The 12,843-nt window shown below is 63.0% G+C and carries 12 protein-coding genes, 1 tRNA gene and 1 pseudogene; 8 read left to right on the top strand and 6 right to left on the bottom strand.

Annotation, left to right across the window (positions count from 1 at the left end; genetic code table 11):
- Positions 1-29: 29 nt before the first annotated feature.
- Positions 30-305, bottom strand: a complete 276-nt coding sequence (locus SH412_RS18590; protein ID WP_336519509.1) for a helix-turn-helix domain-containing protein — start codon at positions 303-305, stop codon at positions 30-32.
- Positions 306-406: 101 nt separating this feature from the next.
- On the opposite strand from SH412_RS18590, the gene SH412_RS28660 reads away from it, so the two are divergent.
- Positions 407-850 carry a helix-turn-helix transcriptional regulator gene (locus SH412_RS28660; RefSeq protein ID WP_419555744.1) on the top strand — a complete coding sequence of 148 codons (444 nt, stop codon included), beginning with the start codon at positions 407-409 and terminating at the stop codon, positions 848-850.
- A 56-nt stretch (positions 851-906) separates the two neighbouring features.
- On the opposite strand, the gene SH412_RS18585 is transcribed toward SH412_RS28660, so the two are convergent.
- Entirely contained in the window at positions 907-1,401 is a 495-nt protein-coding gene (locus tag SH412_RS18585; RefSeq protein ID WP_336519508.1) for a hypothetical protein, read from the bottom strand.
- Here SH412_RS18585 and SH412_RS28655 point away from each other — a divergent pair.
- Positions 1,375-2,010: pseudogene (locus SH412_RS28655) on the top strand (tyrosine-type recombinase/integrase); the annotation flags it as partial. The gene SH412_RS18585 and the pseudogene SH412_RS28655 sit on opposite strands and share 27 nt — an antisense overlap.
- 328 nt (positions 2,011-2,338) lie before the next feature.
- Here SH412_RS28655 and SH412_RS18580 read toward each other — a convergent pair.
- The 4 genes from SH412_RS18580 to SH412_RS18565 all read right to left on the bottom strand — a co-directional run bounded on the left by SH412_RS18580 (position 2,339) and on the right by SH412_RS18565 (position 4,830).
- Positions 2,339-2,412 (bottom strand) — tRNA-Arg (locus SH412_RS18580).
- Between the two features lie 160 nt (positions 2,413-2,572).
- Positions 2,573-3,040, bottom strand: a complete 468-nt coding sequence (gene ndk, locus SH412_RS18575; RefSeq protein WP_336519507.1) for a nucleoside-diphosphate kinase — start codon at positions 3,038-3,040, stop codon at positions 2,573-2,575.
- Positions 3,041-3,118: 78 nt separating this feature from the next.
- A complete protein-coding gene (gene carA / locus SH412_RS18570) occupies positions 3,119-4,255 on the bottom strand; it encodes a glutamine-hydrolyzing carbamoyl-phosphate synthase small subunit (RefSeq protein ID WP_336519506.1) in 1,137 nt (378 codons plus the stop codon).
- Between the two features lie 182 nt (positions 4,256-4,437).
- Positions 4,438-4,830 (bottom strand): ArsR/SmtB family transcription factor, encoded by a 393-nt coding sequence (locus SH412_RS18565; RefSeq protein ID WP_419555743.1) that lies wholly within the window; start codon positions 4,828-4,830, stop codon positions 4,438-4,440.
- Between the two features lie 666 nt (positions 4,831-5,496).
- On the opposite strand from SH412_RS18565, the gene SH412_RS18560 reads away from it, so the two are divergent.
- The 6 genes from SH412_RS18560 (at position 5,497) to SH412_RS18535 (ending at position 12,838) form a co-directional block, all read left to right on the top strand.
- Positions 5,497-6,243, top strand: a complete 747-nt coding sequence (locus tag SH412_RS18560) for an SDR family NAD(P)-dependent oxidoreductase (protein ID WP_336519504.1) — start codon at positions 5,497-5,499, stop codon at positions 6,241-6,243.
- Positions 6,244-6,281: 38 nt separating this feature from the next.
- Entirely contained in the window at positions 6,282-7,730 is a 1,449-nt protein-coding gene (locus SH412_RS18555) for a DUF6513 domain-containing protein (RefSeq protein ID WP_336519503.1), read from the top strand.
- Positions 7,709-9,172: an aminodeoxychorismate synthase component I gene (gene pabB, locus SH412_RS18550; protein ID WP_336519502.1), complete on the top strand. Its 1,464-nt coding sequence runs from the start codon at positions 7,709-7,711 to the stop codon at positions 9,170-9,172. Before SH412_RS18555 ends, pabB begins: the two co-directional genes overlap by 22 nt.
- Complete coding sequence (locus SH412_RS18545) at positions 9,169-9,837, top strand: anthranilate synthase component II (RefSeq protein WP_336519501.1); 669 nt, start codon at positions 9,169-9,171, stop codon at positions 9,835-9,837. Before pabB ends, SH412_RS18545 begins: the two co-directional genes overlap by 4 nt.
- 314 nt (positions 9,838-10,151) lie before the next feature.
- Positions 10,152-11,684: a thioredoxin family protein gene (locus SH412_RS18540; RefSeq protein ID WP_336519500.1), complete on the top strand. Its 1,533-nt coding sequence runs from the start codon at positions 10,152-10,154 to the stop codon at positions 11,682-11,684.
- Between the two features lie 398 nt (positions 11,685-12,082).
- Positions 12,083-12,838 carry an SMI1/KNR4 family protein gene (locus SH412_RS18535; RefSeq protein WP_336519499.1) on the top strand — a complete coding sequence of 252 codons (756 nt, stop codon included), beginning with the start codon at positions 12,083-12,085 and terminating at the stop codon, positions 12,836-12,838.
- Positions 12,839-12,843 lie beyond the last annotated feature (5 nt).

Here is a 12,843-nt window from a genome sequence, read left to right as displayed (position 1 = left end):
AAAATGCCTGGCATAGCCGGTCGGAGCCATCAGCGACGGCGGTCCGGATAGAGTTCATCGACATGACGAGCCGCGCCGTTGGGAGCGTCAACCAGGATCATCAGGTCGTTCGGGGTACAGGCGAAGTATCGGCAGAGAGCTTCGACGAAGGCCGTGTTGGTCACGACGGGCCGGTCCGGAGACGTCAGGCTCGACAGTACCTGAGCGGAGATTCCAGTGATCTCGGAGACTTCTCGCATCGGAATACGACGGCCTTCCTGCCGTTCTTTCGCTGCCAGTAATTCCCGAAGCCGAAATCGGATCACTTGAAAAAATCCTGGGGAGCGGTTGATCTACTGTCTCGTAGTAGCCTAGAATCTGGCTGTGGTCAATCCACATCGATCAGTGGAACCAGACAGCCGACCGGATGCCAAGGCTCAAATCTAAGAAGCGGCGAGCCGATGCCGGTCTGCAATGTCTGCTGCTGCTCGTACGCAGTTTAAGCGTGCGTGAGCCATGTCCGGAAGGCTCCCTCTCTCCGGCCGGCAAGAGATCTCCGTCACCCGCGTGTGCGCAGCACAATTGCTGCCGGAGGTCCCTTGTCATGTCGAGCAAAGTTATTGGTGCGCCGGCCCCGGATGAATCGACCGCCCTCGTAACGGCAGAAGCCGCAGCCCAGCTGTGTGGTATTTCGTTGCGGACCTGGCGCAGACTCGAAAGGGAGGGAATGGTCCCGAAACCGGTTCAGCTTGGTGGGCGTATTAAACGGTATCGCCGCGCGGAATTACTGGCCTGGATGGAGGCCGGCTGTCCCTCGGGCGAGCAGTGGGATCACATCCGCCAAGTGGAACTGCGCCGGAGGGCCAAATAATGGGACGAGTCTTCAAAAAGCGAAATCCTTGGACTGATCCGGTCACCGGCAAAACTTCAGAGCGCGAATCGCGGAAGTACTACATCGAATTCCGTGATGAGCACGGCAAGAAGCGCCGGAAAGCCGTCAGCACGGACAAGTCCGTCGCGACACGCAAACTGGCTCAGGTTGAGCGAGATGTTGATCGGCGGCGGAACGGGGAAGTCGACCCGTATGAAACGTATCGGCGACAGCCGATCGCCGAACACCTGCAAGACTTTGAGCAGTTTCTGCGTTCCAAGGGGAACTCCGAGAAGCATGTCGCGCAGGTCGTGAAGCGTGCGACCGACGTGATGACGGACTGCGGATTCGTTCTGCTTGCCGACATGCGCCCTGCCGCGGTTCAGAACAACCTGCACGACCGTCGGAAGGCCGGTCGCTCTCCGCAGACTTGCAATTTCTATCTGCAGGCCGCGCAGCAGTTTGTCCGGTGGCTGGTCCAGGATCGCCGCCTCCTCGACAACCCGCTGCGCGGTTTGACTCCGATGAACGTCCGAGTGGACCGTCGCCACGACCGTCGTCCCGTGGAACTGGACGAATTCGACCGACTGCTCCGTGCCGCCGATGAGGGAAAACCTGTTGAAGGAGTTGCGGGGCCGGACCGCCGCATGGTGTATCAAATGGCAGCGGCGACCGGTCTTCGTCGAGGTGAGCTGAGCTCCTTGACACTGCGATCACTGGATCTGGATGGCGAGTATCCGTCAGTCACCGTGCTGGCGGCGTACTCGAAGAACGGCCGGGACGATACGTTACCTTTGCATCCGGTAATCGTCGAAGAACTGCGACGCTGGCTGGCAACGAAGAAGTTTACGCCGTCTCAACCACTGTTTCCTCTAAAAACAGCCGGGGGAGCATTGCGGGATACAGCCAAGATGATGCAGCGGGATTTGGAGGCCGCGAGGCAGGCGTGGATCAACGAGACGGACGACCCCGATGAGCGGGAGACGCGAGCGAAATCGGATTTTCTGAAGTACAAGAACAGCGCAGGGCTGTTTGCGGATTTTCATGCCAACCGGCACACGTTCGTCTCGAATTTGGCCAAGGCGGACGTGCATCCGAAGATGGCGCAGACCCTGGCCCGGCACAGCACGATCAACCTCACCATGAATACGTACACCCACGTCAACATGGCAGAGAAGTCCCGTGCCGTCGGTCGACTCCAAGCCCCCGGAGCGAACGATCACGTCGTTGCAGCCGTCAGCCCGGAAGCGACCGTTCTTGAGCCCGCCGAGGTGTCCGTTTTGGGACCCTCAGGTGTCCCAAATGGGGCCCCAGATCAGTCCGCTTCTGGCACGGATGTGGCATCCGCTGGCACGATCACCGAGGAGAAAGTCGACTCTCAAAGCCATCAAGGCCAGGAGTCGAACACCTTGCCGGAGAGCAGCTTAGGCACTTCAGGGCCGCTGCTGGCATCGCCTGACACTGGGGCCGGGCGAGCGAAAAAAGAAGTACACCTCGCTGGGCTCGAACCAGCAACCTTCGGTTCCGTAGACCGATGCTCTATCCAATTGAGCTAGAGGTGCATCCGCCGCCAGACCAGACATCCCGGCCCGCCAACGGGTTCGCCGGCAGGCTCGGACTCTCGTCCGGAAGCCCCGGTATGGTGACAGATCGACCAACCTTTTGCAACGAATCGCCGCGACGAAACTTCGACCAGCCGCAACGTTCACGCGCATTCGCCGACTATCGTTCGTCCGCCGCGCTCGTCAGGTCTTCCAGCGGCGACGCGTACGTCAGCAGCTCACCCGGCCCGAAGTAAATCGCCAGCTCCTTCGCCGCCGCTTCCGCGCTGTCGCTGCCATGCACCAGGTTCATCTGACGGCTCAGCCCCAGATCCCCGCGGATCGTCCCCGGGGCCGACTGCCGGCCGTTCGTCGAGCCCATCATCCCCCGCACCACCGTCACCGCCTCCGGACCCTCCAGGGCCAGAGCCACGACCGGGCCGGATGTGATGAAACTCTCCAGCAGCGGATAGAACGGCTTCGAGACGTGCTCCGCATAGTGCTGCTTCGACAGCTCGGGCGTCACCTGCAGCATCTTCATGCCGGCAATCTTGAGCCCCTTCCGCTCGAAGCGGGCCAGGATCTCGCCACACAGCCGGCGGGCCACGGCGTCGGGTTTCAGGAGGACAAGCGTACGTTCGGCTGGCATTTTCGTCGGTTCCAGGAATGAAACAGGCCCCGGCACAAGCGCCGGGGCCGAGATTCTGGCAGAACAGGCCGGTCGACGTCAATTCGCCGGGACCGGCTCGGTCATCAGTTCCCGGAACTGCCGGAACAGATAGCTGCTGTCGTGCGGACCCGCGGCCGCTTCCGGATGATACTGCACGCAGAACGCCGGGAATTCCTTGTGCCGCAGGCCTTCGACCGTCTGGTCGTTCAAGTTGATATGCGTCACTTCCAGGCAGTCCGGCAGATTCTCCGACGAAAGCGCAAAACCGTGGTTTTGCGAAGTGATCTCCACCCGCCCGGTCGCCTTGTTCAACACCGGCTGGTTGCCGCCCCGATGACCGAATTTCAGCTTGAAGATCTCCGCCCCGCAGGCCAGCCCCATGAGCTGATGTCCCAGGCAGATCCCGAACACCGGCACCTTCCCCAGCAGCCCCTGAATCGTCTCGATCGCATACGTCAGCGGACGCGGATCTCCCGGGCCGTTCGACAGAAACACCCCGTCCGGATTGTGAGCCAGCACTTCCTCGGCAGTCGCGGTTCCAGGCACCACCGTCACCCGGCAGTGCATATCCCGCAGATGTCGCAGAATGTTCCGCTTCATTCCGTAGTCGATCGCCACCACATGCGGCTCGCCCGGCAGGTCCGTCTTCGAGCCGGGCGGCCGACCCAGATCCGACAGCGGCTCGCTCCATTCGAACGATGCAGCCGGCATGACTTCCCGGACGAGGTCCTGTCCGACGATCTGCGGGGCCGCCTGGGCCTTGCGGATCAGCGACGCGTCGTCGAGATCGACGGTCGAGAGCACCCCGGTCATGGCCCCCTCGTTGCGGATCCGCCGGACCAGTGCCCGCGTGTCGATCCCTTCGAGGCCGATCACGTTGGCCTGCTTCAGATATTCGTCCAGCGACTGCTCCGAGCGGAAATTGCTCGGAATCTGGCACAGCTCCCGGATGATGAACCCGCGGATGAAAGGCTTGCCGCTCTCGACATCCTCGGCGTTCACCCCGTAGTTGCCGATCAGCGGATACGTCATCGTGACGATCTGACCGCAGTACGAGGGATCGGTCAGGATCTCCTGATACCCGGTCATGCTGGTGTTGAACACGACTTCCCCGTAGACCTCCCCTGACGCCCCGAAGGCGTTTCCGGAGTACACGGTTCCATCGGCGAGAGCGAGCTTGGCGGGAGCAGGCATGGCACGCATCGGGCAGGAGGCATCGAACGGGGGCAAAATTGTGACGGTTGTACCACAGCGTGAAACGCAAAAAAAGCGACTCGCCCAATCGCAGCCCGACAGCGGTCCGCTCGCAAAAAAAGCGGCTCCCCGCAATCACGAAGAGCCGCTCTTCAATGACATTTTCGTCAGCCGCAGGTCGGCTACGGCGTCTGCTTCAGCAGGAAGTCCTTGAAGCGGATTCCGTCCTGGTCGGCGCTGCTGATGCTCTGGAACAGCTCCGCGATAATCCGGTGGAAGTGCTTCTCGCGCACGGAATAGAAGTTGTGCTTCCCGTCCCGGCGAGCTTCGATCAGCCCCGCCACGCGCAGCAGCGCCAGGTGATGGCTCACCGCCGGCTGGCTCTGGCCGAGCTTCTCGCACAGCGCCGTCACGTGCATCTCGTTCTCCCGCATCAGATACATCAGAATGCGGAGACGAGTCTCGTCCGACAGCAGTTTGAAGACCTGAACCAGATCTTTCTCGAGCTGATTCGACAATTCGGGGAAAGAAGAACCCGTACGTTCAACGACTGGTTCAGCGACATTCGCAACCATATGCTTCTCACTCTCTGGTGGTGGTGGCGGCGATGGAGTGGCCTCTCCATTGCCACCGAAACCCGTTCCTGGTTCGGACAACTGTGGGAATCCTTCGAATTTCTCGCAGCAACCTCGGCTGATGTGCACTCCGTGCCCCCCAGAGCTTTCGCTCCAAAAAGCTGGCGACTCAGTGAATTCGGAAGAGGCTGGTGAAAATCACTGGAACGTCGCGACGGAGACCGGCAGCCGCAGGGCCGGAAGTCTCGTCTACTACATCTGCAGCATTACGACGGTCCAAACCGCAGAACAGCGAAAGACAGATGAGATTGAGACGATGTGGTCGATCATGGGCAAAATTGCAGACCGGTAGGGCCCGCAGTCTTCTTTTGAACGAAGGACGGCGGCATTATGCCGCACAGAACCCGCAGAGTCAACGACCCTGTCGAGAATTCCCGAAAGGGGTAATCACACACAATTCCTTAAGAAATAAGGACTAGCGACGCGATCAGCATCGGTCATCCGCACCGGATGCCGATCGCCAGAGAGAGCTCTCTCCGCTCTAATGAGCAAAACAAATGCCGCTGCGTCATAAATACGCCGCCGACGGTTTTCTCCCATCAATAGACGCGTCAACATGCTCCGATGTTGGAAAAAAACGTGCCTCACATCCAAGAATTTGCAAATTTGTCCAGACTCAACGCCGTCGTCACCGGAGCCTCTTCAGGCATCGGCCGCGCCATCGCACTCGAAATCGCCCGGGCCGGCGCCAATGTCGTGATCCACTATTCCCGCTCCCGCGAGGCCGCAGAAAAAGTCGCCGATTCGATCCGCCAGCTCGGCCCAAACGCCCATCTCCTCCAGGCGGATTTCACAGAACCGACTGCTGTCAAACGGTTTGCAGAACAAGCCTGGGATCTGACGGGGGGAGTCGATCTCTGGATCAACAACGCCGGCGTCGACCTCCTCACCCGACCGGAAAACCAACTGTCCTTCGAAGACAAACTCCGACTCCTGCTCCAGGTCGATGTGCAGTCAGCTCTCGAACTCGCGAAGTCGATCGGTCTCCGGATGCGGGATGCCCGCGGCGGAGCAATCCTGATGATCGGCTGGGATCAGGCTGATCGCGGCATGGAAGGAGACAGCGGCGAACTCTTCGCCGCTGCAAAAAATGCCATCATGGGCTTCACCCGTTCCCTCGCCGTCAGCCTCGCCCCGCACGTCCGCGTAAACTGCATCGCCCCCGGCTGGATCAAAACCGCCTGGGGCGAAACCGCCTCCGACGCCTGGCAGGAACGCGTGCTCCAGGAAACTCCCCTCAAACGCTGGGGAACCCCCGAGGACATCGCCCGCTATGCTCGTTTTCTCCTCAGCGCCGACGCCAGCTTCATCACCGGGCAGGTGATCAACGTCAACGGCGGCGCCGTTCGCTGAACTCAATCGAACCAACTCCCGCCAGATGGCGCCCCGGAATGCCTCGCGAAAAAATCCTGTTTGTGACCGGACGGCTGGCCGCTCCTGCTCTGCAGGATGTGGTCGCGCCCCTCGCTGCGCAGCAGGGGTTCGATTACGAGATCGCCGTCGTCGGCATCACTGTCGCCGCCCTCATGCAGTCCCCCTGGCTGGCCCGCAAATTGACGGTCCCCGCCGGCATCTCCCGCGTCATCCTGCCGGGCTGGTGCGGCGGGTCCGTTGATTCCCTCGCCGAACGCTTCGGCGTCCCCTTCGAACTGGGGCCGCGCGATCTCTTCGACCTGCCTCAGCACTTCGGCCGCGCCCGCCGACCGCTCCCCGCGTTCAACGATTACAGCATCGAAATCCTCGCCGAGATCAATCACGCCCCGCAGCTCGCTCTCGACGAACTGCTCCGGCAGGCGGATCACTACCGCCAGTCCGGAGCGGATCTGATCGACCTCGGCTGCGTTCCCGGAGAATCCTGGCTCGATGTCGCATCCGCCGTCCGCGCCCTCCGCGCGGAAGGTCACCGAGTTTCCATCGACAGCTTCGACCGCCAGGAAGTCGCCGCCGCCGTCGCAGCCGGCGCGGAACTGGTTCTGAGCTGCAATCACACCAACCTCGACTGGGCGATCGACATTCCCGCCGAGTTCGTCGCCATTCCCGACGAACCCACCGATCTCGCCTCGCTCGATCTCATCGCCGCCGCGTTGCACACGGCCGGTCGCCCGTACCGGCTCGATCCGATCCTCGAACCGATTGGCTACGGCTTTGCGGCCTCGCTGGCCCGCTATCAGGACGTCCGCCGGTCTCATCCCGACGCCGCCATGCTGATGGGCGTCGGCAACGTCACCGAACTGACAGAAGTCGACACTGCCGGCGTCAACTTCCTCCTGGCCGCCTTCTGCGAAGAGCTCCGGATCGGCAGCATCCTGACCACCGAAGTCATCAACTGGGGCCGCACCGCCGTTCGCGAATTCGACCTGGCCCGCCGCTTCGTCCGCCACGCCATCGTCAACCGGGTCCTCCCCAAACACTGGGGGGGCGAGCTGGTCCTGCTGCGCGATCCCAAGCTCCGCGAACTGGGTGAAGACAACCTCCGCACACTCGCCGGTCAGATCACCGATCCCAACTTCCGCATCTTCGCCGAACGGGGCGAGATCTTTCTTCTGAACCGCGACGGCTGCTGGCACGGCGGCGATCCCTACGACGTCTTCGACCGCATGCTCGCCGAAATCGGCCCCCTCTCGGCCGAGCACGCCTTCTATCTGGGGATGGAGCTCCAGAAGGCTCGTACGGCCCTCACGCTCGGGAAACAGTACATTCAGGATGAAGCCCTCCGCTGGGGGTTTCTGACCACCGAAGAAATCAGCGCGGTTCAGCGCCGCAAACGCCACGCCGCCGGCGCCGCGGAATCCCCCGCTCCTCAGGAACCATCGCCCCGATGTCCCCCCGCCCGGAGTTAGCCTCCGTCGTCCACGAGGGCAGGGGAGGCCCCCTGATCCTCGAACTGCCGCAATTGCCGGACGTCGCTGCGACGGTCCGCCGGTTCGCGGACTGGCCCGATCTGATCCTCTTCGACAGCCCCCTCCAGCGCCCCGGCCTGGGCCGCTACTCGATCCTCACCGCCGATCCGCTCCAGCGCTGGACGCGACAGACGCCCCAGTTCGGAGTCGATCCGTTCGCGGAGCTCCGTTCTGTCCTCACCCCCTGGCAGTCGGAGTCTCTGCCGGACGAAATTCCCTTCGGCGGCGGCCTCGCCGGCATGCTCGGCTACGAACTCGGCCGCTGTTTCGAACGTCTCCCCACCTCCCGCGACGACGAATTCGCTCTCCCCGTCGCCGCAGTCGGCTGGTACGACTGGGCCCTCGTCTGGGATCACGAACTGCACCGCGCCTCGGTCATCGCCCAGGGCTGGCCCGAAACCAATCCCGCGTCGCGCCGCTCCCGTGCCGATCAGCGCCTGCGGCAAGTTCTCGCCACGCTGGACGGGCCGGTCGCAGCAGAGACTGATCGCTTTCGCGTTCCGCCATTGCCGACAACCGACCTCGCCCCGCAGTTCTCGGCCCCCGGACTGCCGAACCTGACCAGCAACTTTTCCCGTCCCGCCTACCTGGCGGCGGTTCAGTCGGTGATCGACCGCATCTACGCCGGAGATATCTTCCAGGCCAACATGACCCAGCGGCTGCTGCATCCTTACTCCGGCAGTCCTCTCGACCTCTACGCCGCGCTGCGGCGCTGCAACCCCGCCACATTCGCCGGGCTCTATCTCCGCGACGACTGGGCCGTGATCAGCGCCTCGCCGGAACGCTTTCTCCAGGTCCGCAATGGCGAAGTCGACACTCGCCCCATCAAGGGAACCCGTCGTCGCCGACCGCTCCCCGAGGCCGATCTCTACACCCGCGACGAACTGCGGGAGAGCGACAAGGATCAGGCTGAGAATGTCATGATCGTCGACCTGCTTCGCAACGATCTCTCCCGCGTCTGCGCCGCCGGCTCAGTTTCCGTACCGCAGCTCTGCGACGTCGAAACCTACGAAACCGTCCAGCACCTCGTCTCTGCCGTCCGTGGCCGGCTGCGCCCGGGGCAGGGGATCTGGGATCTCCTCGCCGCGACCTGGCCCGGCGGTTCGATCACCGGCGCCCCGAAAGTCCGGGCGATGGAGATCATCACCGAACTGGAACCCACCGCCCGCGGTCCCTATACCGGCAGCCTGTTCTACCTGACGCCCGATGGCGGCTTCGACAGCAACCTGCTGATCCGGACCTTCGTCCAGCGCAGCGGCTGGCTGCAGTGCAGCGTGGGCGGCGGCATCGTCGCCCAGTCCGACCCCGCCGACGAGTACGCCGAAACCCTCCACAAGGCCGCCGGCATGCTCCACGCACTCCGCGAGGCGCGCCCGCGATGATCCTGCTGATCGACAACTACGACAGCTTCGTCCACAACCTCGCCCGCTACCTGGTCGAGCTGGGGGTCGAAACCGAAGTCGTTCGCAACGACGCTCTGACCGTCGCGCAGATCGCCGCCCGCGCCCCGCAGGCCATCGTGATCTCGCCCGGACCCTGCACCCCCCTCGAAGCCGGCGTCTCGCTCGACGTCGTCCGTCAGCTCGGTCCGACGATACCATTACTCGGCGTCTGCCTCGGCCATCAGGCCATCGCCATGGCTCTCGGCGGCCGCGTCGTCCGCGCCCCGCAACCGGTCCACGGTCGCACCTCGCTCGTCCATCACGAGTCGACGCCCCTCTTCGCCGGCCTGCCGAATCCCTTCCGGGCCTCCCGTTACCACTCGCTGATCGTCGAACGCGAATCACTCCCCGCCGATCTGATCGCCACCGCATCAACCGCCGACGGTCTGATCATGGCCCTCCAGCACGCCACCTGGCCCCTCTACGGCGTGCAGTTCCACCCCGAGTCCATCCTGACCGAAGGGGGCCACCAGCTCCTCGCCAACTTCCTCCACCTGGCAGGAATCGAAGTCCCCGCCCCCCCCACCGACCACCTTTCAGAACTCCCTCCCCCCCCAGCAGACCGCCCCTGGCCTCCCCCCGACCGCCTCCCCGCCCACTGGTAACTCCCCCCGGGTCACCGCCTCTTCCATTTTGCACTTTTCATTTTTCATTTTTCACTTTGCACTCTCTCTTCGGCCTCCTCCCCCGCAATCTTTCACCAGTCCAACCAGCCGATTTCGCCCGCAAGCTTTCGCTCGTCCGAGCAGCCGCTTTCCGATGCACCCTCCCCGGCAATTTTCGACGCCGCCAACCGATCCGACGCATCCTCGCATCCCTCGATAGCGCAGAGTTCGGACGAGGCCCTCTGGCGCGGTCAGATTCTCGCCTCGGGAACGGGAACGCTCCCAGGCCGCGCAATCGGACGGAGATCCGGACCATGTCGAATTCAGTTCCCAATGGTCGATCGTGTGCCACGGGCGCCTTGCCCCCCCGTGCGAACGGTTTCACCGACTGCACGCGCCGCAAGCCGTCCGCGGTGCGTCGTCCGGCTCCAGCTCGGAATCGGGCCTCCGGCGTCTCCCTCTGCCTGATGGTCTTCCTCGTTTCGTTCGCCTCCGCGACATCCGCCGCGGAGGCGCCCCTCTGGCAGGCTGACTATCAGCAGACGCTGCAGCTTGGCCGCGAGAGCGGCCGCCCGGTCCTCCTCCACTTCGGCGCCGCCTGGTGCGTCCCCTGTCAGAAAATGGAACGCGAGGTCTTCGCCACGCAGGAAGTCCGCAGCGAGATCGCTCAGAAGTTCGTCGCCGTCCGCATCGATTACGACCGCGATCGCGCCGTAGCCAGCCGCTACGACGTGCAGGTCCTTCCGACCGATATCATTCTCGATCCCGTTGACGGGCGGCTCGTGGCCCGGACCAATCAGCCCCTCGGAGCCATCGCCTACCGGCAGTTCCTCCAGCAGCAGTCCGTTCGCTATCAGCAGCTCTTCGCTGTCAGGAAGCCCGTCGCGCCGCCGGCCGCGACCGCCGGCCCCCAGCCGGCCGCCAGTCCGCGAACTGCCGCACGCCCGCAGCAGGTCTGGTACGCCAATTACGAAGAGGCTCTGGCCGCCGCCGAGCGGCTCGAACGCCCGCTCCTGATCCACTTCTACGGCCCCAATTGTCCCCCCTGCCGACAGATGGAACGGGACGTCTTTTCCTCACCCGACGTCCAGCGGCTGCTCGCCGAGCGCTTTGTCGCCGTGAAAGTCGACGGCGATCGCCTCCCCGCCCTGACGCGGCACTACAACGTCGACGCCTATCCCACCGACGTCGTGCAGGAACCCTTCAACGGCCGCGTCGTCTTCGAGTCCGGCGGCTTCCTCGATCGCAACGGCTACCTGGCCATGCTCTCCCAGACCGAGGCCCGCTTCGCCGTGCTCGTAAAGTCCCATCTCGCCGCCAAAGCCGCCAACGGTCCCGCGGAGACCCCCGAGCCGGCCCGCCCGGCAGCCCCCGTCGAACCGCTGCAGCCGCAGGTCCGCATGGGCGAGGCCCGCCCCCTGATCGCCCTCGACGGCTTCAGCCCCGTCGCTCTGTTCAAGGGCCGCCGCTGGGCGCGGGGACGAGCCGCCTTCGCCTGGCAGCATCAGGGACTGATCTACTACATGGAGTCCCGCGAAGAGCTGGAAGCGTTCCGCGCCACCCCCGACGCCTACGCCCCGCAATTCCAGGGCTGCGACCCCGTCGTCCTCGCCGAAAGCGATCGCGCCATCGCCGGCGACGCCCGCTTCGCCGCCTTCTACGACGACCGCCTCTACCTCTTCAGCACGGCAGAGAACCGCGAAAAATTCCAGAAGTCCCCCGCGGAATACCTCCGCCTGAAGCACGTCATCAAACCCTCGCGCATCGAAGGCCTCCGCCACCGCCTCGGCGACCTCCCGGACGAAGACTCAAAACAAGTGCTGCGAATCCGTGGGACGGAACGATAGAGGAATTTGGCTTTTGGTTCTTTGTCAGTTGTCAGTTGTCAGTTGTTGGTTGTTGGTTGTTGGTTGTTGGTGGCAAAGTCGCAGAGTTCCTGATCCCGCAAGGATCGCTTCTGACCCCGCAGGGGTCAAAGACGGTAGCCGGGAGTTGAGCGCAGCGACACCCCTGGAAACTCGCCCCCGCCGCGACTCTTCGACCTCGCCGGGGTCGCAGATCTGAGTGCGAAACTCGATATCGCCAATCTGCAAAGCTTCAATCCCGCCGCGCCAAGTTCTACTCACTCCTGCGGCGTGCGAGATCGACGGCAGACTTCTTCGTACGGTAATATCACGGGACGTTATCGTATCGCTGTGCAGGTTCATCGTTTCGACCACCGTCCGATTCGCTGAGTTCGGGGCCCATGAATCTCGAAGACCTCCAGCTCATAGAACGCCATCTGAATCTCGTTCTACCGGACGTGTATCGTCAGGCGCTGTTGGTCGGAGTCACCATCAACGGAGCAGATCCGGAACCATATTTCGTGCAGGATGCGAAGGAGCTGCTGCTCTCGAATCTGGAATTGCGGATGCGTCCGACTCCGAATGCGTTCGCCGGAGCGCCGTGGCCAGCGGAGTACTTCTGCATTGGGAATGACGGGTGCGGCAACGAATATGCGATCGACGTTCGCGATCCGGCGTGCCAAGTTCGCCTTTGTGATCACGATCTCGGCGCATTTGATCCACGCGGCGACGATCTCCCGGGTTACCTTCGCTCCCTCAAAGATCTGTTTGATTGGCGCGATACGACGATTGATGTTTACGAGGACGCCACGGATGTTGGAGTCGATTCTGCGCCGTCGCGCTATTATGCCGTAGTGACCCGAGCGAATGAGCGCCGTGAGAGCGTTTTGAATCCGATTACGCTCGACGAATGGAAGACTGTTGTGGCAGCGGACCCCGATCTGCAGTTGCGGGAATATGAAATCCGCCGCAATCCGTTTTCAGCCGAGGAGATCCGCATCAGTCGCCCCGGATTGGCCGTGATGAATGGACTCGGTGCGATGGAGAAATTCGAGTTTTACTACGGGCGAATCACGGTCTGCTGCCCCAGTGTCATTGCACTGGAGAAACTCGCCCAGTTCGCGTTGGCGCTGAACGCGAAGCTGATTACGGACTGATGACG

It is taken from the genome of Planctellipticum variicoloris (genome assembly GCF_030622045.1).
Classification (GTDB): Bacteria; Planctomycetota; Planctomycetia; order Planctomycetales; family Planctomycetaceae; genus Planctellipticum; species Planctellipticum variicoloris.
Note: the sequence above shows the minus strand (reverse complement) of the source record. Positions and strands in the feature narration are given on the sequence as shown.